The organism is Stenotrophomonas sp. YJH_SMC_91, from assembly GCF_059368495.1.
This window is the reverse complement of sequence record NZ_JCAFRT010000003.1, coordinates 69,369-87,763: the sequence shown is the minus strand read 5'-3', so window position 1 is coordinate 87,763 and position 18,395 is coordinate 69,369. Positions and strand designations below refer to the sequence as shown.

Here is an 18,395-nt window from a genome sequence, read left to right as displayed (position 1 = left end):
CAAGGTTGGCATCTACCGGAGCGCGTGCGTGGCGCCCTCCGGCGCACGTCCGCCTCAGTTGCAGTTGACCTTCGGCGCCAGCGCCTTGGTCCAGATGTCATAGCCGGCCGGGGTCATGTGCAGCATGTCCTCGCGGAACAGCGTTGCATCCGGCTGGCCATCCGCGCCCAGCATCGGCGTGTAGATATCGGTGAAGCCGGTGTTGGGCAGCTTGGCCAGCGCGGCCTTGATCAGCGTGTTGGCCTCGTTGATCGCCGGCAGCAGGTGCGCACGCGACGGGCTTGGCTTGATCGACAGGTACTCGACCTTGGTCTTCGGCAGGTCGCGATGCACGCGCTGCACGAAGGCGACCACGTCGTCGCGCACCTGGGTCGCGGTGCGGCCGCTGTTGAGGTCGTTGTCACCGGCGTAGAAGAACACCTTGCACGGCGCATACGGCACCACGATCTGGCCGGCATACCAGGTGCTGTCACGCACTTCCGAGCCGCCGAAACCGCGGTTGAATACAGGCTGGCCGGGGAAGTCGGTGGCCAGGCTCTCCCAGAAGCGGATGGAGGAGCTGCCGATGAATTCGATGCCACCGCGGGGCGGCGGGTTGGCCTGGTCGGCGCTGGCGAACCGGGCCATGTCGCCGGCCCAGGCCACGTTGGAGACCTGTTCGGGCATCCGGGGCGACGTGGTCGGGCCCAGGGCCTGGGCCAGCGGTGCGGCGGTCAGCAGGCCCAGCATCAGCAGGCAGGTACGGCGACGGGACATCAGGCGCTCCAGCAGGGAAGGGAACGTCATCATAGAAGCTGGGGCGGGCCGGGGCTTGCCCCTGGCAGTCCATTCACCGGGCCGGCGCCGGGATGCGGCTGGCGGCCTTGTGGCAAAATGGCGGCCATCTGCCTATTCCTGTGCACCCATGATTCCCTGCCGTGCGTCTGAGCGGTCGCTGCGCCGCGCCCCTGTTGCTGGATGTTCCACCCGTGGCTGATCAGTTCGGCCATCTGCCGCGCGGCCCGCGCCGCATCTTCCAGGCCGCCCGCTGGTCCTGGCAGGGCCTGCGCGCCGCCTGGCTGCACGAATCGTCGTTCCGGCTGGAGGTCTACCTGCTGATCCTGCTGGCGCCCGTCGCGGTCTGGCTGGGGCAGACGCCGGTCGAGCGTGCGCTGATGATCGGTTCGATGCTGCTGGTGCTGGCGATGGAACTGGCCAACTCGGCCATCGAAGCGGTGATCGAACGTTACGGCAGCGAAATCCACGAGTTGGCTGGCCGCGCCAAGGACATGGGCTCGGCGGCGGTGTTCGTGCTGATGATGAACGTGCTGTTGTGCTGGGCCCTGGTCGTGGTTCCACACGCGCTGGCCGGCAGCTACGGCTGAAACCCCATTCCCCCACTGCCTTGAAGAGATTCCATGTCCTTTGAGTTCCTCGCCGACCCCAATGCCTGGGTAACCCTGTTCACGCTCAGCGCGCTGGAAATCGTGCTCGGCATCGACAACCTGGTGTTCATTTCCATCGCGGTCAGCAAGCTGCCGGAAGAGCGTCGCCCGTTCGCACGCAAGCTCGGTATCGCCGTGGCCTGCATCACCCGTATCGGTCTGCTGGTGTCGCTGGCGTATCTGGCGCACATGGCGGCCAACCTGTTCACGGTGGCCGGCATGGGCATCTCCATCCGTGACCTGGTGCTGATCGTCGGTGGCCTGTTCCTGATCATCAAGGGCTGCATGGAGATCAAGGAACTGATCAGCGGCGGCGAGGATGAAGATCCGAGCACCACCAAGGCCTCGGCCGTGTTCGGCTACGTGATCGCGCAGATCGCGGTGATCGACATCGTGTTCTCGCTGGACTCGGTGATCACCGCAGTTGGCATCGCCGACCACATCCCGGTCATGGTCGCCGCCATCCTGCTGTCGGTGTTGGTGATGCTGCTGGCCGCCAACCCGCTGGGCCGCTTCATCGACGCCAACCCGACCGTGAAGATGCTGGCGCTGGCCTTCATCCTGATGATCGGTGCGGTGCTGATCCTGGACGGCCTGGACGTGCACGTGCCCAAGCCCTACATCTACGCCGCGATGGGCTTCTCGGTGCTGGTGGAATGGCTGAACCTGCTGATGCGCCGTCGCGCGCGCGAGCACAACGTGCCGGGCGCTGGTAACTGGTAAGCGCCTCTGGCATGTAAGTCCCTCAGAACCCCCGGCCCGGCCGGGGGTTCTGCGTTTGTGGGGGGCACGGCTCTGCTACGGCGCTGCGGTTTTTGCACTTGTAGCGGGTTTCCGTGCCCCACTTGTGAACCAGAATCAACAGTGTTTTCCCGGGGCGAGGCTTAATCCGCCACATCAAAGCGCGCAGGCTACGCACTCCCGAATCCCTCCCCCAGGACCCCCCCCATGAATTCCAGAGCCGCCTTGCTGGCGCTTGCCGTCGGCGCCTTCGCCATCGGAACCACCGAGTTTGCGCCGATGGGCCTGTTGCCGGTCATCGCCGACGGCGTGGGCGTGGGCATTCCCACTGCCGGCATGCTGATCACCGCTTACGCCGTGGGCGTGATGCTGGGCGCACCGGTGATGACCCTGCTGATGGGCCGCTTCGGCAAGCGCACCGCGCTGATGCTGCTGATGTCGATCTTCGTGGTCGGCAACCTGCTTTCGGCACTGGCCCCGAACTACGGCCTGCTGTTGCTGTCGCGCCTGGTCACCAGCCTCAACCACGGTGCCTTCTTCGGCATCGGTGCGGTGGTTGCCGCCAGCCTGGTGCCGAAGGACAAGCAGGCCGCCGCCGTGGCCACCATGTTCATGGGCCTGACCATCGCCAATATCGGCGGCGTGCCGCTGGCGACCTGGGTGGGCCAGCAACTGGGCTGGCGCCTGTCCTTCGCCGGTACTGCAGTGCTGGGCCTGATTGCGATCACCGCGCTCGGCTTCGCGCTGCCGGCATCTGCACCGGGGCCGCGCCCGGACGTGCGCCGCGAACTGAAGGCCATCCTGCAGCCGCAGGTACTGCTGGCGATGGGCACCACGGTGCTCGGCGCGGGTGCGATGTTCACTCTGTACACCTACGTGGCGCCGGTGCTGACCGAACTGACCGGCGCCTCCAACACCTTCATCGCGATGTCGCTGGCCCTGATCGGTATCGGCTTCACGTTTGGCAATGGCATCGGTGGGCGCATGGCCGACTGGTCGCTTGATGGCGCGACCCGCATCCTGCTGGCGGTCCTGGCCGTGCTGATGTTCTTGCTGCCGCTGGCGTTCATGCACCACGCCACTGCGGCGCTGGGCGTGCTGCTGTTCGGCGCGGCGACCTTCGCCATCGTGCCGCCGTTGCAGATCCGGGTGATGCAGGCGGCGAGCGAGGCGCCGGGCCTGGCGTCGTCGATCAACGTGGGTGCGTTCAACCTCGGCAACGCGGTGGGTGCCGCGCTGGGTGGTGCGGTGATCAGCTCGGGTTTGGGTTACGCGGCGATTCCGGTGGCCGGTGGCCTGCTGGCGGCATCGGGGCTGCTGCTGGCGTGGCTGGGGCGTCCGCGCACTGCGGTGGCTGAGGCCTGCTGAGGGGAGAGGGTTTCCGGCAGGGCTTGCAGCCCTGCACCCGCTGCAATCAACGTCAACGTCAAAAGCTGGTTATCCGTGGGGTGGCGGGGTGGGTCCGGTGGCGGGGGACGCCGTAAACCCGTCCCTGGGGGCTTGGCCGCGGCATCCATGCCGCGGACACCCCCGCCACCGGACCCACCCCGCCTTCGACAATTTCCCGCGGTCTGTCGGAACGGTGTTCTGCTCTGGTAGGTGTCGACCTTGGTCGACACGAATGCCTGAAGAACCGCGTTTTGCTTTTGATTTTTCTTTTGATCTCCCCGCGGTGCCCAGGAAACCGTATGAGGCCGGGCGGGTGGGCGTGGCGGGGGTATCCGCGCCATGGATGGCGCGGCTAAGCCTCCAGGGACGGATTCACGGCGTCCCCCGCCATGCCCACCCGCCCGGACTACTCAGGCGATCCATGAGCATGGCCACCGCGGAGGGGGCGGCGCCCGATGGCCGGTCTTTCACCCGAACCGTGGCATGCTCGGTGCCCAGTCCACCCGGAACCTCCGCCATGCGCCTGTTCACCCGTGTCCTGCCCCTGATGCTGCTGGCCTCCCTGCTGTCCGGCTGCGGCTACAACGCCATCCAGCAGAAGGATGAAGCGGTCAAGGCCAGCTGGTCCGAAGTGCTCAACCAGTACAAGCGCCGCGCCGATCTGGTGCCCAACCTGGTGCAGACCGTGAAGGGCTTCGCCAGCCAGGAAGAGCGCGTGCTGACCGAAGTGACCAACGCCCGCTCGCGTGTTGGCCAGATCAACGTCAACGCCGACGACGAAGCCTCGCTCAAGCAGTTCCAGCAGGCCCAGGGTGAACTCGGCAGCGCACTGTCGCGGCTGCTGGTGGTCACCGAGAACTACCCGGTGCTGAAGTCGGACCAGAACTTCCGCGACCTGCAGGCCCAGCTGGAAGGCACTGAAAACCGCATCACCGTCGCCCGCGGCCGCTACATCCAGCAGGTGCAGGACTACAACACCTACATCCGCTCGTTCCCGCAGGTGATCACCGCCAAGATCTTCGGTTACAAGATCAAGCCGAACTTCACCGTGGAAAACGAAGCGCAGATCTCCAACGCGCCGGCGGTCGATTTCGGCAGCGCGCCGCAGCAGCAGCCGGCACCGCAGCCGGGCCACTGACCCATGCGCCTGGCCACTGCGCTCCTGGCCCTGCTGCTATGGCTGCCGCTGGCATCGCACGCCCAGCAGCTGGCGCCGATTCCGGCGCTGGATTCGCCGGTGGTCGACGCCACCGGCACGCTGGATGCCGCGCAGAAGCAGGCGCTGGTACAGCAGGCGCTGGACCTTCAGCAGCGCAAGGGCAGCCAGCTGCAGGTGCTGGTGGTAGCCACGACCCAGCCGGAAGACATCGCGCAGTACACCACGCGGGTCTTCGACCAGTGGCAGATCGGCCGCAAGGGCGTGGACGACGGGGTGCTGCTGGTGGTGGCCAAGGACGACCGGCGCGTGCGCATTGAACCCGGTTATGGTCTGGAGGGAGCGATTCCCGATGCCATCGCCAACCGGGTCATCCAGGAATACCTGGTGCCGCGCTTCCGCAGCGGCGACTACGCCGGTGGCATCACCGACGCCACGGCGGTGCTGGTCAAGCTGATCGACGGGGAAGCGCTGCCGGCACCGGTCAGCGGCCATCGCGGGCGTGAGCCCAGTGGTGGTGGCGATACCTGGTTCCTGGCGCTGTTCATCGGTGTGTTCGCCGGCAGCATCCTGCGCGGGATCTTCTCGCGCGTGCCGCGTCCGCTGCGTGGCCTGCTCGGCGGTGCCGGTGCGGCGCTGGCGGCATTCCTGTTCACCTCCACACTGCTCGCCAGTGGCCTGGCTGGCGTCGTGGGCCTCATTGTTGCCATGCTCTCCGGTCACCCGGGCCGCTTTGCCGGTGGCGGTGGCTGGGGTGGTGGCAGCTGGGGCGGCGGTGGCAGCTGGGGCGGCGGAGGCGGCTTCGGCGGGGGCGGTGGATTCGGCGGCGGCGGCGGTTGGGGCGGCGGCGGTGGCCGCTCCGGCGGTGGTGGTGCTTCGGGGGGCTGGTGATGATCCAACGACTGTGTCGTCATGTATTTTCGCCGTCGGTACGGCGCGCGTTCCCGCCGGCCACGCTGCAGGCGATCACCGAGGCCATCGCAGCCGGTGAGCAGCGCCACGGTGGCCAGGTGATGTTCGCGGTGGAAGCGGACCTGCCGCTGGCCGCGCTGTGGCACAAGGTCACCCCGCGCCAGGCCGCCGAACATGCCTTCGCGCGCCTGCGCACCTGGGATACCGCCAACAACAACGGTGTGCTGATCTACCTGCTGCTGGCCGACCACGCCATCGAGATCGTCGCCGACCGTGGCCTGCAGGGCCGGGTCAGCCCGGCACAATGGCAGCGGGTCTGCACCCACCTGCGCGAGGGCCTGCGTGGCTCCCATCCGGTGGAAGCGCTGCAGGATGCCATCGACGAGGTCTCCAGCCTGATCGAAGGGCACTTTCCGGCCTCGACCCGGTCGAACGATGACGCGTTGCCGAACTCGCCCCAGCTCCTTGGTTGAGCCGGGGCGGCACTGGCCCGAGAATAGGCGTTCAACCGCAAGGCACCTTCCATGATCTATTTCCACGACATCGACCCCATCGCCCTCTCGCTGGGGCCGATCAAGGTGCATTGGTACGGCATCATGTACCTGCTGGGCTTCACCGCCGCCTGGCTGCTGGGACGCAAGCGCATCGCCGCCGGCCGCCTGCCGGGCGTCGACGCCAATGGTTTCTCCGACCTGCTGTTCTACGCCATGCTCGGCGTTGTGCTGGGCGGGCGCATCGGCTACATGCTGTTCTACGCGCTGGGCGATTTCCTGCACAACCCGCTGCTGCTGTTCAAGGTGTGGGATGGCGGCATGAGTTTCCACGGCGGCCTGCTGGGCGTGCTGGGCGCCTGCTGGTGGTGGTCGCGCAAGCACAAGCTGCATTTCTTCGACACCATGGATTTCATGGCGCCGCTGGTGCCGCTGGGCCTGGGCTTCGGCCGCATCGGCAACTTCATCGGCGCCGAGCTGTGGGGCAAGTACACCGACGGCACGTGGGGCGTGGTGTTCCCGTCCGGCCTGCCGGCGCCGCTGAACCAGCTGGACCACGCGACCCTGCAGGCGCAGTTCGCCACCGGCGCGCTGAACCAGTTCGCGCGCCATCCGTCGCAGCTGTATGAAGCGTTGCTGGAAGGCCTGGTGATGTTCGTGGTGCTGTGGGCCGTGTCGGGCAAGCTGCGTCACCGTTACCTGGTCGGCGGTCTGTTCGCGCTGATGTACGGACTGTTCCGCTTCGCGGTGGAGTTCGTGCGCATGCCCGACAACGGCGTCTACGTGGCCTTCGACTGGCTGACCCGTGGCCAGATCCTCAGCCTGCCGCTGATTGCCTTCGGCCTGGTACTGCTGGCGATGTCGCGCCGTGCGCCGGTACTGCAGCCGCAGCTGCCGGTGGCTGCCGGGGGCAAGGCATGAAGGCTTACCTGGACCTGCTCTCGCATGTGCTCGAGCACGGCGCCGAGAAGAGCGATCGCACCGGCACCGGCACCCGCAGCGTGTTTGGCTGGCAGATGCGTTTCAACCTGGCCGACGGCTTCCCGCTGGTCACCACCAAGAAGCTGCACCTGCGCTCGATCATCCACGAGCTGCTGTGGTTCCTGAAGGGCGACACCAACATCGGCTACCTGAAGGACAACCAGGTGCGGATCTGGGACGAGTGGGCCGACGAGAACGGCGATCTCGGCCCGGTCTACGGCAAGCAGTGGCGCAGCTGGGCCACCGCCGATGGCCGTGAGATCGACCAGATGCAGTGGCTGGTCGACGAGATCAAGCGCAACCCCGATTCGCGGCGGCTGGTGGTCAGCGCCTGGAACGTGGGCGAGCTTTCGCAGATGGCGCTGATGCCGTGCCACAACCTGTTCCAGTTCTACGTGGTGGACGGCAAGCTCAGCTGCCAGCTGTACCAGCGCAGCGGCGACATCTTCCTCGGCGTGCCGTTCAACATCGCCAGCTACGCGCTGCTGACCCACATGGTGGCGCAGGCCACCGGCCTGGGCGTGGGCGATTTCGTGCATACGCTGGGCGACGCGCACCTGTATTCGAACCACTTCGAGCAGGCGCGCGAGCAGCTGTCGCGTGAACCGCGCGCGCTGCCCAAGCTGTGGTTGAACCCGGAGGTGACCGATCTGTTCGGCTTCCAGTTCGACGACATCCGCATCGACGGCTACGATCCGCACCCGGCCATCAAGGCGCCGGTGGCGGTATGAGCGCGATGAAGCTGTCGATGATCGTGGCGCTGGATCGCAACCGTGGCATCGGTCAGGGCAATGCCATGCCCTGGCACCTGCCGGATGATTTCAAGCACTTCAAGGCGCTCACCCTGGGCAAGCCGATCCTGATGGGCCGCAAGACGGCCGAATCGATCGGCCGCGTGCTGCCGGGACGGACCAACCTGGTGCTGACCCGCAGCGGCCAGGTGCCGTTCGAGGGCATGCGCGCGGTGGCGTCGCTGGACGAGGCGAAGGCGATTGCCGAAGGCGAGGGCGCCAGCGAGCTGTGCATCATCGGCGGCGGCGAGATCTTCCACCAGCTGCTGGACCAGGCCAGTGACCTGTACCTGACCTGGGTGGATGCCGAAATCCCCGCTGATACCCATTTCCCCGAAGTCGACATGCAGGACTGGCGGGAAGTGAGCAGCGAGCCGCACCCGGCCGACGAACGCCATGCCTACGCGTTCCGCTTCGCGCACTACGTGCGCCGCTGATCGCGCAAATACCAACGAAAACACCGACGGGGATGTCGACGGGGTAGAGTCGACTGTTAGTCGACTGCTCTCGGCGGTCACCCGAAAAACCCGCGCTGCGCGCGATAGTCGACTGACAGTCGACTCTACCTGGGCTGTCGCTGCGGCATCCGGTAATGCCCGATGATGGCGTGCTGGAACAACAGGTTCTCTTCGCGCGTGCCGCGCGCGATGTTGTGCAGCACCAGCGGCGTGCCATTGGCCAGCCGCCGGTCGGAGACGATGCCCACGTGCAGCAGCCCGTTGCCGTTGAGCTTCCAGGCGACGATGTCGCCGGCCGCATAGTCGGTGGCGGCGGCCGTGATCGGTTGCTGCCAGCCCTGCCGTTCGAACCAGCGCATCAGGTTCGGCACACGGCGATGATCGATGTTGCGGTCCGGCCGTGACAGGCCCCAGATCGCGGGATAGGCACTGAAATTGCCGCGCATGTCTTCATGCACGCGCGCCTGCAGGTCCAAGCCCTGGCTGCGCAGGGCACGCACCACCACGTCGGTGCACACGCCGCGATCAACCGGAACGTCGCCGCCGGGATAGGCCAGCACCTGATAGGTAGGGTCGTAGCGGGTGGTGACGCCGACCTGTGCGCGCGCCGCTGCCACCAGCGGCGGCGAAGGCGCCTGCGGTTGCGATGGCGTGAGGCCGGCGTTTCCGCCGTCGGCGGGGGCCGGGGCCGAAGGGGGCTGGCAGCCGCTGGCCAGGGCCACCGTCAGCAGCAGCACCGTCCATGGTGCCCCACCGCGCCGTGTCATGCCTGCGGCGGGGGACTGTTGCTGCCGGGGCCCGCAGAGCCACCACCCCCACCGCCGCCACGGCGCCGACGACGGCGTGGGCCGCGGTTGCCCGGGTTGGCGGCCGGGGTGTTGCCGCCGCCCTGTTCCTTGCCCTGCGCCGATGCCGCCGGGCGCTCGTGCGCCGGTCGCGCTGGCGGGCGTGCGTTGGGCACGGGTGCGGGGACATCGCGGCCCGGCACCTGCACCACGCGCAGTTCGTCGGTATCGAGCTGGATCGCGGTCAGCTTGCCGCCCCAGACTGCGCCGGTGTCGATGGCATGCACGCCCTGGGTGATGGTCAGGCCCAGCGCCGACCAGTGGCCGCAGACGATCTTCAGGTCGCGCTCGACCCGGCCCGGCACTTCGAACCAGGGGTACAGTCCCTGTTCCTGCGTGCCCGGCGTGCCCTTGTCCTCGATGCCGATGCGCCCGCGCGGGGTGCAGTAGCGCATGCGGGTGAGCACATTGATGATCGCGCGTGAACGGTCGTAGCCGGACAGGTTCGGTGCCCAGCTCGGCTTGTCGCCGTACATGTTGCGGAACAGCTTGCGGTAGCCGGCACCGTGCAGTTGCGCCTCGACCTCGGCGGCATGCTTTTCGGCCATCTGCGTGGTCCACTTCGGCGCCAGGCCGGCGTGCACCATCATCCAGCCCAGTTCGCGGTCCACGTGCACCAGCTTCTGCAGGCGCAGCCAGTCCAGCAGTTCGTCGCGGTCCTCAGCCTGCACGATGCGCAGCAGGTCCGGGTTGACCTTGCGCTGTTCCTCTTCGGTGCGTGCACCGACGGCCAGCAGCGAAAGGTCATGGTTGCCCAGCACCACCACGCTGTGCTCGCGCAGCGAATGCACCAGCCGCAGCGTTTCCAGCGACTGGCCACCGCGGTTGACCAGGTCGCCGCAGAACCACAGGGTGTCCTGCGCCGGGTCGAAGCGGATCTTCTCCAGCAGCCGCTGGGTGACGTCATAGCAGCCCTGCAGGTCGCCGATCGCCCACACACTCATCGTCCGGCCTCCGTGTCAGTGCAGGGTACGCGGGATGGCCAGCACGAAAGGTGCGACCGGCGCGGCAAATTCGGTGCCGTCGTCGGCGACCATGTCGTAGTGGCCCTGCATGGTCCCGTGATCGGTCCCCAGCATGACACCGGACGTGTAATGGAAGTCTTCACCGGGACGCAGGCGTGGCTGCTCGCCGATCACCCCGTCGCCATCGACATGCTCGACGCGGCCGTTGGCATCGGTGATGCGCCAGTGGCGTGCGACCAGGCGCGCGGCAACACGCCCCTGGTTGTGGATGCGGATCGTGTAGGCGAACGCATAGCGTCCGTCTTCCGGCGCGGATTGATCGTCGAGGAAGCGCGGTGCGACTTCGACGGAGATGGCGTAAACGTCAGCGTCTTCCATACCGGCAGTGTAATCAGGAGGCATTGGCCAAAGCGATGAATTCGGCCACGTCCAGCTGTTCGGCGCGGGCATCGGGACGCACGCCGGCGGCAACGAACTGTTCGGCGGACACCACGTTGTTCAGGGCGTTGCGCAGGGTCTTGCGGCGCTGCCCGAAGGCGGCCTTGACCACCTCGGCGAAACGCTTGTGGTCGTTGATGTTGATCGTGGCCGGGTCACGCGGCACCAGCCGCACCACGGCCGAATCGACCTTCGGCGGCGGCCGGAACGCGCCCGGCGGCACCACGAACAGCGAGGTCACCTGGCAGTATGCCTGCAGCATCACGCTGAGCCGGCCGTACACCTTGCTGCCGGGGCCGGCGGCCATGCGGTCGACCACTTCCTTCTGCAGCATGAAATGCATGTCGCGGATCACCGCGGCATGTTCCAGTGCATGGAACAGGATCGGCGAGGAGATGTTGTAGGGCAGGTTGCCGACCAGGCGGATCGGCTGGCCGGCGGCCAGCTCGGTGAAGTCCACGCGCAGCACGTCGCGGTGGACGATGGTCAGCTCGCCCAGCGGCTCGGCGGCGGCGGTCAGCGGCGCGATCAGGTCACGGTCGAACTCGATCACCGTCAGTTTCGGATGCACGCGCAGCAGCGGCAGCGTGATCGCGCCCTGGCCGGGACCGATTTCGACCAGGCGGTCACCGTCTTTCGGGTTGACCGCCATCACGATCTTGTCGATGTAGTGGCGGTCGGCCAGGAAATGCTGGCCAAGCTGCTTCTTGGCCGGGGCGGTGAACACCGGGCCGGAGGGGGAATGCGGGGAATTCATGCGCTCAGTGTACGTTGCCGCGCAAGCTGCGCACACAACGTCGTTGCCGCCTGCAGGCTGGAAGGATCGGCAACGCCACGGCCGGCAAGGTCCAGCGCGGTGCCGTGGTCCACTGCAACGCGTGGGTAGGGCAGGCCCAGGGTCAGGTTCACCGCCTGCTCGAAGCCCGAGTACTTCAGCACCGGCAGGCCCTGGTCGTGGTACATCGCCAGCACGGTGTCGAAGCCGGCCAGCTTGGCCGGCAGGAAGGCGGTATCGGCTGGCAGCGGCCCGATCAGGTCCATGCCCTCCGCGCGCAGCCGCTGCAGCAGCGGGATGACCAGGTCCAGTTCCTCGCGGCCCAGATGGCCGTCTTCGCCGGCGTGCGGGTTCAGGCCGAGCACGGCGATGCGTGGCGCGGGCAGGCCGAACTCGCGGCGCAGCGCGGCGTGCACGGTGCGAAGGGTGTGTTCCAGGCTGGGCGCGGTAATCGCGTCGGCCACCTCGCGCAGTGGCAGGTGGGTGGTGGCCAGGGCCACGCGCACGATGTGGTTGGCCAGCATCATCACCACCTTCACCCCAGCCTGGTCGGCCAGCAGTTCGGTGGTGCCGCTGTAGGCGATGCCGCCTTCGTTGATGACGGCCTTGTGCACCGGGCCGGTCACCACGCCGTGCAGTTCGCCTGACAGGCAGGCCTGGCCGGCACCGAGCAGGGCGCCGATGACCGCGCCGGCATTGGCCGGATCGGCCTGGCCGAAACGGCTCGGGGTGGCATTGGCCACCACGCGCAGGCGCAGGTCGCCGGGGACGCGCGCTTCGGCACCCTCGGGCAACAGTTGCAGCGGCAGGTTCAGCGCGGCCGCGGCCGCGCGCAGGGTGTCCGGGTCGGCGAAGGCCAGCAGCCGGCAATCTTCACGCGGCTGCTGGACGAGGCGGACGCACAGCTCCGGGCCGATCCCGGCGGGCTCGCCCGGTACCAGAGCGAGCTCGGGGCGCATCGATCAGGACTGCGGCGGCGTGGCGGTGTTTTCCGCGCGGTCGCCACTGCGGAAGCTGACGTAGGCTTCGCCGCGCAGTTCCTGCAGGAAGCGGTTGTACTCGTCTTCCAGCTTGCGGCGGCCAATGGTCTCGCGGACCTGGGCACGCTGGTTGTCGTTGGTCACGTCGGTCTGGCGAGTGGCCACGCGCTGCAGGATGTGCCAACCGGCATCGGTGCGGAACGGCTGGCTGACGCCGCCGTCCTGGATGGCGGCCACCTGCTGGCCAAAGGCCGGACCGAACGCATCGGCCGGGAACCAGCCCAGATCGCCGCCCTGGCCCTTGCTGTTGTTGTCCTCGGAGGACTCCTTGGCCACGGTCTCGAAGTCCGCGCCACCGGCAATGCGGGCACGCAGGGTATCGATCTTGGCTTTGGCGGCCGCGTCGGTCTGATGATCGTCCACGCGCACCAGGATGTGGCGACCGTGGTACTCGGTGACGGTGCTGGCGCCAGCGGTGGCGCTGGCATCACGCACTTCCACCAGCTTCAACAGCTGGAAGCCGCTGGGGCCACGGATCGGGCCGACCACTTCGCCGGGCTTCATCTTTTCCATCATCTGCGCGAAGGCCTGCGGGATTTCATCCAGGCTGCGCCAGCCCAGGTCGCCGCCTTCCAGCGCATTGGGGCTGTCGGAATAGCGCACGGCCGCCGCGTTGAAGTCCAGCTCTCCCTTGTCCAGCAGGGCCTTTACGCCATCGGCCTTCTTCTGGCCGGTGGCGATCTGGTCGGCGTTGGCGCCGTCCGGCAACGCGACCAGGATGTGCGCCAGGTGGTACTGGTTGCCTACCGTGGCCTGCTGCTTCAGCGCGGCATCGACTTCACCCTCGCTGACGCTGATGCGGCTCTGCGCGAAGCTCTGGCGCAGGCGCTGCACGGTGATCTCGTCCCGCACCGAGGCGCGGAAATCGTTGAAGTCGATGCCGTCATGGGCCAGGCGCTGGCGCAGGGCGTCCAGGTTCGAACCGTTCTGCTGGGCGATGGAGTTCATCGCCTGGTTCAGCTCCTGGTCGCTGACCCGGATGCCGCTGCCCTGGGCACGGGCTACCTGCAGCTTGACCAGTACCAGGCGCTCGAGCACCTGGCGGCTGAGCACGTCTTCCGGCGGCAGCTGGTTTTCGCGGCCGGCGTACTGCGCCTTGATGTTGGCGATCGCACGCTGGAGCTCGCTCTGCAGGATCACGTCCTCATCGACGACGGCGGCGATGCGGTCAAGCGGCTGCGCCTCCTGGGCAAGCACCTGCAGGGGGGCGGACACGCTGGACACCGCCAGCAGCGAGGCGAGAAGAACGGGGAAGCGCTTGGTCATGGGATCAGGTTCGGATCGTAGTCATCCCGGGTCGCCCCGGTGTTGCTGGGCGGCACGAGATAGAGGTCGTCGCGGTTATAGCCGAGGATAGCACGGCGCAGAGTGCGGTCCGTGTCCTGGCCGATGGAGCTCAGGCCCTTCAGGACGAACTCCACCTGGATGGAGTTGTTCATCTCGCCTTCGCGATTGCGGACATAGCGGCGGCCGACCACACGCACGGCCAAGCAGCAGCTGTCCCACTGGACACCGCCGATGATTTCCAGCGGCTCCTTGTCCTGCAGCGAGTAGTAATAGCGGCCGACCAGGCTCCAACGCGCATTCAGCGGGTACAGGAACGACAGGTCGGCCTGCTCCAGCAGGGTGCGGTCATGCTTGTTGGCACCGGGCAGAGCACCGGCATTGATGCGGTAGCGGTAGCTCAGGTTGACCACGCCGTCGTTGGGCATCAGGTAACGGGCACGGACGCTGGCCAGATCCTCGCGCTTGTACTTCGGGTCCCACTGGTAGGTGGCGCCCAGGGTCCAGCGGTCGTTGATCATGTAGTTGCCGTCGGCGATCCAGGCCGACTTGCCCTTTTCCACCGGGGCGCCGCCGGGGGTGACGGTCACCCGCGACTCATCGAAGTACTGGATCTGGCCGATCGAGGCCGAGAAACGTTCCTTGCCGGTGGTCTGGTCGATGAACCGGGTGCTCACCGCCAGGGTCAGCTGGTTGGCGTCGTTCTGGCGGTCGGCGCCGGTGTAGCGCGAGTCGCGGAACAGCTGGCCCCAGCTGAAGGTGAAGTCACGGGTGTCGAAGATCGGCAGCTCGTCCTGGTTGCGGTACGGCGTGCGCAGGTAGAACAGGCGCGGTTCCAGGGTCTGCAGGAACGACTTGCCGCGGATGCTGGTTTCGCGATCGAAGAACAGGCCGGCGTCGATGCTGCCGATCGGCAGGCTGCGGCTGGGCGAGGTATTGCCGCGCAGCTGTTCGGGCGTGGCCGTGTTCGGGTCGATGCCCTGCGAACTCAGGATCTGGGCCTGGATGCCTCTCACACCATCCACCAGGCCTCGGTCCAGCTGATAGGCGGTGTAACGGTAGGCCAGGGTCGGGGTCACATACCAGGCCGCGCCGCTGATCGGGAATGACACATACGGCTTCACGTCCAATCGCGAACCGCCGCTGACACCGACGCCGTCGGTCCACTGCACTCCGTTGCGGGTGTACTGCAGATCCTTACCGGTGCCGACGGCGTTCTTGAAGTTGATGTCGTCGTGGGTGAAGCGCACCGCTTCGGCGTAGATGCCGGCTTCCAGCCAGGGCCGGACCGGCTTGTCCCAGTTGAAGTACAGGCGTGGCTGGCGGTTGTAGGGCAGGGCGCGCTCGTCGAGCGTGTAGTCGGTCAGCTGCCAGCGGTCGGCCATGATGCCGGCCGTCCAGTTCGTGCCGGTGCCATACAGGCCCACCGTGCTCTGCAGGTTGGAGGCGGTCACCCCCACCAGGCGGTTGGCGAAATCCTCGACATAGCGCTCGTCGCTGACCCAGGCCAGGTTGGCGCGGGCCTGCCAGTGGCTGTCCACGTTGTGGTAGCCGGTGAACATCACCCGGCCGCGGTCACGGTCACGCAGGCGGTCGTTGGGCATGAACGAGGTCAACACCTCGCCGCGGCCGCCGTTGTAGAGGTAGCGGAACTCGTTGTCGAGCAGCAGGCCGCGCCGGCTCATGTAGCGCGGGGTCAGCGTGTCGTCGTAGTTCGGCGCCAGGTTGAAGTAGATCGGCTGGGCGTAGTCGAAGCCGTTGCGCCCGGACATGCCCAGCTGCGGGAACAGCAGGCCGGTCTTGCGGCGATCATCGATCGGGAACTTGAAGTACGGCGCCCACAGCACCGGCACCTTGCCGATGCGCAGCACGGCGTTGCGCGCGGTGCCGAAGCCCTCGTCGTTGTCCACTTCGATCTGCGGCGCCGACAGCTTCCACACCGGCTGCGAGGGGTCGCAGGTGGTGTAGGTGGAGCGGTGCATCTGGCCGACCGCACCCTGCAGGTCGACCGACTCGGCATCACCGTTGCCCCGGCGCGACACCAGCTGGTACTTGATGTCGGAGATCTTGTGGGTATCGCTTTCCTGGTTGCCTTCGGCACGCTTGGCGACCATCCGGATCGACCCGTCCTGGTAGCGGACATTGCCGTCGGCGATGTAGTTGCCGGTCTCGGTGTCGAAGCTGAGCTTGTCGGTACCGACGAACTGGTCACCCCGGCGCAGCGCCACGTTGCCCTCGTACTGCGGCACGGTGGTGGTGCCCAGCAGCTGGTCACCCTCGATGTCGGTCGGCTGCTGCTCGCGGGCGGCCGCGGCGGCAGCCTTGTCCTGGGCCGGGACCGGGGTGGGGGCGTCAGTGAACGCGGGAATGACGTCGGTGGCCGGGCACAGGCCCCAGTTGAGCGGCTTTTCATCGGCCATCGCCGGCAGGCTGATGGCGATGCTCAGAGGCAGGGGAAGCAGGCGGAGGGCTCGGCGCACGCGGTTCGGATTCGGGCGAAAACGGACGGTAGCTTGCCCCATCCCTTGCATAGGGGCAATGAAGGACGCCGGAGCCTGCCGGTTCGGGTTCATCCGGCGGAGGTGCCCACGGACGGCGTGAGCAGGGTCTGGACATGGACCACGCTGCACTCGGCCAGGGCCTGCAGGTCGTAGCCACCCTCCAGCATCGAGACCACCCGGCCGGCCGCGTGACGGCGTGCCAGCGCGTGCAGTTCACCGGTGATCCAGGCGAAATCGTCGGTCTCCAGCATCAGGTCCGCCTGCGGATCACGCAGGTGGGCGTCGAAGCCGGCCGAGATCAGCAGCAGCTGCGGGCGGAAGTCGTCGATGGCCGGCAGCATCTCGTCGGCCCAGACATTGCGGAAGCGGAAGCCACCGCTGCCCGGCGGCAGCAGGATGTTCATCAGGTTGCCGGCACCGCGGTCACGGCGCAGGCCGGAATTGGGGAACAGCCCGGCCTGGTGGGTGCTGTAGTACGAGACCCGGGCGTCGTGCTGGAAGATGTCCTGGGTGCCGTTGCCGTGGTGGACGTCGAAGTCGACCACCGCGATCCGTTCCAGGCCGTGGCGGTCGCGGGCATAGGCGGCGGCGATGGCGATGTTGTTGAGCAGGCAGAAGCCCATCGCCGTGCTGCTGGTGGCGTGGTGGCCCGGCGGGCGTACCGCGCAGAAGGCCAGCGGGTCGTCGCCCAGCATCACCGCATCGACCGCGGCCACGCCGGCACCGGCGGCGTGCACGGCAGCGCTGGCCGAGCCGGGTGAGGTCCAGGTGTCCATGTCCAGCTGGCGCAGCGGTGCGGTCTGCGGTTGCAGCACGAAGTCGAGCAGTGCGCTGTCGTGGACCCGGGTCAGTTCGCCGAACTTGGCCGGTGGCGCTTCGCGCCACTCCAGCTGGCCGGGGAACGCGGTGTGCAGCGCGTCCAGCACATGCTGCAGGCGTTGCGGGCACTCCGGGTGGCCGGGGCCGGGGTCGTGCAGCAGGCAGGACGGATGGGTGTAGATCAGCATCGTGCAGGCTCAGCGCTGGCGCTGCTGTGGTTGCCACAGCGCTTCGCCCTGGCCGTCGGCACGGGCCAGCACCCGGGCCAGCACGAACAACAGGTCCGACAACCTGTTCAGGTACTGCAACGCCTCGCTGCGCACGGCCTCGTGGCGGGCCAGGGTGACCGTTTCGCGCTCGGCGCGGCGGACGATGGTGCGGGCCAGATGGCAGCGCGCGGCGGCTTCGCCGCCGGCCGGCAGGATGAATTCCTTCAGCATCGGCAGGTCGGCGTTGTAATGGTCCAGCTGCTGTTCCAGGGCCGAGACATCGGCGGCGTGGATCGCGGCGTGGCCGGGGATGCACAGTTCGGCGCCCAGGTCGAACAACTGGTGCTGCAGATGCACCACCAGCGCGCGCACATCCTCGGGCAGGGGCACGGCCAGCAGCAGGCCGAGCGCGGCATTGGCCTCGTCGACGGTGCCGTAGGACGCCACCCGGGCGTCATCCTTGGGCACGCGCTGGCCGTCACCGAGGCCGGTACTGCCGTCGTCGCCGGTGCGGGTGTAGATGCGCGAGAGGCGATGACCCATGTCGCGGCTCAGTGGCGGATGTCGCGGCGGGCCTGCTGGAGCTTCAACACCTGCTCCACGGCCAGCTGCAGGGCGGCGGCCAGCGCCACGTAGATCGCCGTGGTGCGCAGGTAGGGGCCGAACCACTGCGCGTAGTTCTGTGCCCAGCCGGCCAGGGTCGGCTCGGCCACGTTGCTGCTGGTCCAGTAGAAGCCGCCCTGCGCCAGCAGGTGGCAGACCGCCACCGAGGCGACCAGCAGCAGCGCGCCCTTGGCCAGTACCGGCCAGCGCGCGCTCTGGTAGTTGCGGCCCAGCAGCATGCCGCCGGCCCACAGCGAGAAATAGGCCGGCAGCAGCAGCCAGTAGCCCGGCGACACGCAGTAGTGCTGCCAGAAGTCCAGGCCGCTGCTGCGGATCACGATCCAGTCCACCAGCACCGCGAACACCATCAGCAGCGGGAACGCCCAGCGCGTCCAGCGGGCCAGGTAGAAGCCACCGATGAAGAACACCGCCCATGAGGCATCGGGGATCGCCGCGAAGTGATTGACACGGGTCGCTGCCAGCACCAGAACGAGCACGGACAGGACGAAGGCGCGGTTGGCAGTGTCGGACATGGTGGCGGGCCCGGAGCGGATTCAGGTTTCATTCTAGCCC

20 protein-coding genes are annotated in these 18,395 nt (G+C 67.6%); 9 read left to right on the top strand and 11 right to left on the bottom strand.

The annotated features are described in order from the left end of the window. Positions 1–54: 54 nt before the first annotated feature. Positions 55–756, bottom strand: coding sequence for an SGNH/GDSL hydrolase family protein (locus AC5P5X_RS05980; RefSeq protein ID WP_111188864.1), 702 nt, complete (start codon positions 754–756; stop codon positions 55–57). 212 nt (positions 757–968) lie between these two features. On the opposite strand from AC5P5X_RS05980, the gene AC5P5X_RS05975 reads away from it, so the two are divergent. The 9 genes from AC5P5X_RS05975 (at position 969) to AC5P5X_RS05935 (ending at position 8,322) form a co-directional block, all read left to right on the top strand. Next, positions 969–1,364 carry a diacylglycerol kinase gene (locus AC5P5X_RS05975; RefSeq protein ID WP_005408126.1) on the top strand — a complete coding sequence of 132 codons (396 nt, stop codon included), beginning with the start codon at positions 969–971 and terminating at the stop codon, positions 1,362–1,364. A 33-nt stretch (positions 1,365–1,397) separates the two neighbouring features. Continuing rightward, the gene (locus tag AC5P5X_RS05970; RefSeq protein ID WP_005408127.1) at positions 1,398–2,147 is read left to right on the top strand and encodes a TerC family protein; all 750 of its coding nucleotides are present in this window, start codon (positions 1,398–1,400) and stop codon (positions 2,145–2,147) included. 225 nt (positions 2,148–2,372) lie between these two features. After that, positions 2,373–3,533 (top strand): MFS transporter, encoded by a 1,161-nt coding sequence (locus tag AC5P5X_RS05965; protein ID WP_049395379.1) that lies wholly within the window; start codon positions 2,373–2,375, stop codon positions 3,531–3,533. A 538-nt stretch (positions 3,534–4,071) separates the two neighbouring features. Then, entirely contained in the window at positions 4,072–4,692 is a 621-nt protein-coding gene (locus tag AC5P5X_RS05960) for a LemA family protein (protein WP_495215927.1), read from the top strand. A gap of 3 nt (positions 4,693–4,695) precedes the next feature. Beyond that, entirely contained in the window at positions 4,696–5,601 is a 906-nt protein-coding gene (locus AC5P5X_RS05955; RefSeq protein ID WP_062607769.1) for a TPM domain-containing protein, read from the top strand. Continuing rightward, entirely contained in the window at positions 5,601–6,095 is a 495-nt protein-coding gene (locus AC5P5X_RS05950) for a TPM domain-containing protein (protein WP_005408131.1), read from the top strand. Before AC5P5X_RS05955 ends, AC5P5X_RS05950 begins: the two co-directional genes overlap by 1 nt. 51 nt (positions 6,096–6,146) lie before the next feature. Next, positions 6,147–7,034 carry a prolipoprotein diacylglyceryl transferase gene (gene lgt / locus AC5P5X_RS05945; protein ID WP_111188910.1) on the top strand — a complete coding sequence of 296 codons (888 nt, stop codon included), beginning with the start codon at positions 6,147–6,149 and terminating at the stop codon, positions 7,032–7,034. Next, on the top strand, positions 7,031–7,825 hold the full coding sequence (locus tag AC5P5X_RS05940) for a thymidylate synthase (RefSeq protein ID WP_012479193.1): 795 nt from the start codon (positions 7,031–7,033) through the stop codon (positions 7,823–7,825). The genes lgt and AC5P5X_RS05940 overlap by 4 nt, the downstream gene beginning before the upstream one ends. Before the next feature lie 5 nt (positions 7,826–7,830). After that, the gene (locus AC5P5X_RS05935; RefSeq protein WP_024958640.1) at positions 7,831–8,322 is read left to right on the top strand and encodes a dihydrofolate reductase; all 492 of its coding nucleotides are present in this window, start codon (positions 7,831–7,833) and stop codon (positions 8,320–8,322) included. Positions 8,323–8,447: 125 nt separating this feature from the next. Here the strand turns inward: AC5P5X_RS05935 and AC5P5X_RS05930 are convergent, their stop codons facing one another. The 10 genes from AC5P5X_RS05930 to AC5P5X_RS05885 form a co-directional block, all read right to left on the bottom strand. Next, positions 8,448–9,110: a DUF1287 domain-containing protein gene (locus AC5P5X_RS05930; RefSeq protein ID WP_062607764.1), complete on the bottom strand. Its 663-nt coding sequence runs from the start codon at positions 9,108–9,110 to the stop codon at positions 8,448–8,450. Beyond that, entirely contained in the window at positions 9,107–10,132 is a 1,026-nt protein-coding gene (locus AC5P5X_RS05925) for a symmetrical bis(5'-nucleosyl)-tetraphosphatase (RefSeq protein ID WP_111189399.1), read from the bottom strand. Before AC5P5X_RS05925 ends, AC5P5X_RS05930 begins: the two co-directional genes overlap by 4 nt. Before the next feature lie 15 nt (positions 10,133–10,147). Continuing rightward, positions 10,148–10,531, bottom strand: coding sequence for a Co2+/Mg2+ efflux facilitator ApaG/CorD (apaG, locus tag AC5P5X_RS05920; RefSeq protein ID WP_005412297.1), 384 nt, complete (start codon positions 10,529–10,531; stop codon positions 10,148–10,150). Between the two features lie 13 nt (positions 10,532–10,544). Continuing rightward, a complete protein-coding gene (gene rsmA / locus AC5P5X_RS05915; protein WP_005408139.1) occupies positions 10,545–11,348 on the bottom strand; it encodes a 16S rRNA (adenine(1518)-N(6)/adenine(1519)-N(6))-dimethyltransferase RsmA in 804 nt (267 codons plus the stop codon). Further along, a complete protein-coding gene (gene pdxA, locus AC5P5X_RS05910) occupies positions 11,345–12,325 on the bottom strand; it encodes a 4-hydroxythreonine-4-phosphate dehydrogenase PdxA (protein WP_005408140.1) in 981 nt (326 codons plus the stop codon). Before pdxA ends, rsmA begins: the two co-directional genes overlap by 4 nt. A gap of 3 nt (positions 12,326–12,328) precedes the next feature. Continuing rightward, positions 12,329–13,672 (bottom strand): peptidylprolyl isomerase, encoded by a 1,344-nt coding sequence (locus tag AC5P5X_RS05905; RefSeq protein ID WP_005408141.1) that lies wholly within the window; start codon positions 13,670–13,672, stop codon positions 12,329–12,331. Continuing rightward, complete coding sequence (lptD, locus tag AC5P5X_RS05900; RefSeq protein ID WP_088436781.1) at positions 13,669–16,170, bottom strand: LPS-assembly protein LptD; 2,502 nt, start codon at positions 16,168–16,170, stop codon at positions 13,669–13,671. Before lptD ends, AC5P5X_RS05905 begins: the two co-directional genes overlap by 4 nt. Positions 16,171–16,259: 89 nt before the next feature. After that, positions 16,260–17,198 carry a histone deacetylase family protein gene (locus tag AC5P5X_RS05895; RefSeq protein ID WP_495215926.1) on the bottom strand — a complete coding sequence of 313 codons (939 nt, stop codon included), beginning with the start codon at positions 17,196–17,198 and terminating at the stop codon, positions 16,260–16,262. Positions 17,199–17,207: 9 nt separating this feature from the next. Next, the gene (locus AC5P5X_RS05890; protein ID WP_005408144.1) at positions 17,208–17,762 is read right to left on the bottom strand and encodes a cob(I)yrinic acid a,c-diamide adenosyltransferase; all 555 of its coding nucleotides are present in this window, start codon (positions 17,760–17,762) and stop codon (positions 17,208–17,210) included. Between the two features lie 8 nt (positions 17,763–17,770). Further along, positions 17,771–18,355 carry a hypothetical protein gene (locus AC5P5X_RS05885; protein ID WP_005408145.1) on the bottom strand — a complete coding sequence of 195 codons (585 nt, stop codon included), beginning with the start codon at positions 18,353–18,355 and terminating at the stop codon, positions 17,771–17,773. Between the last annotated feature and the right edge of the window lie 40 nt (positions 18,356–18,395).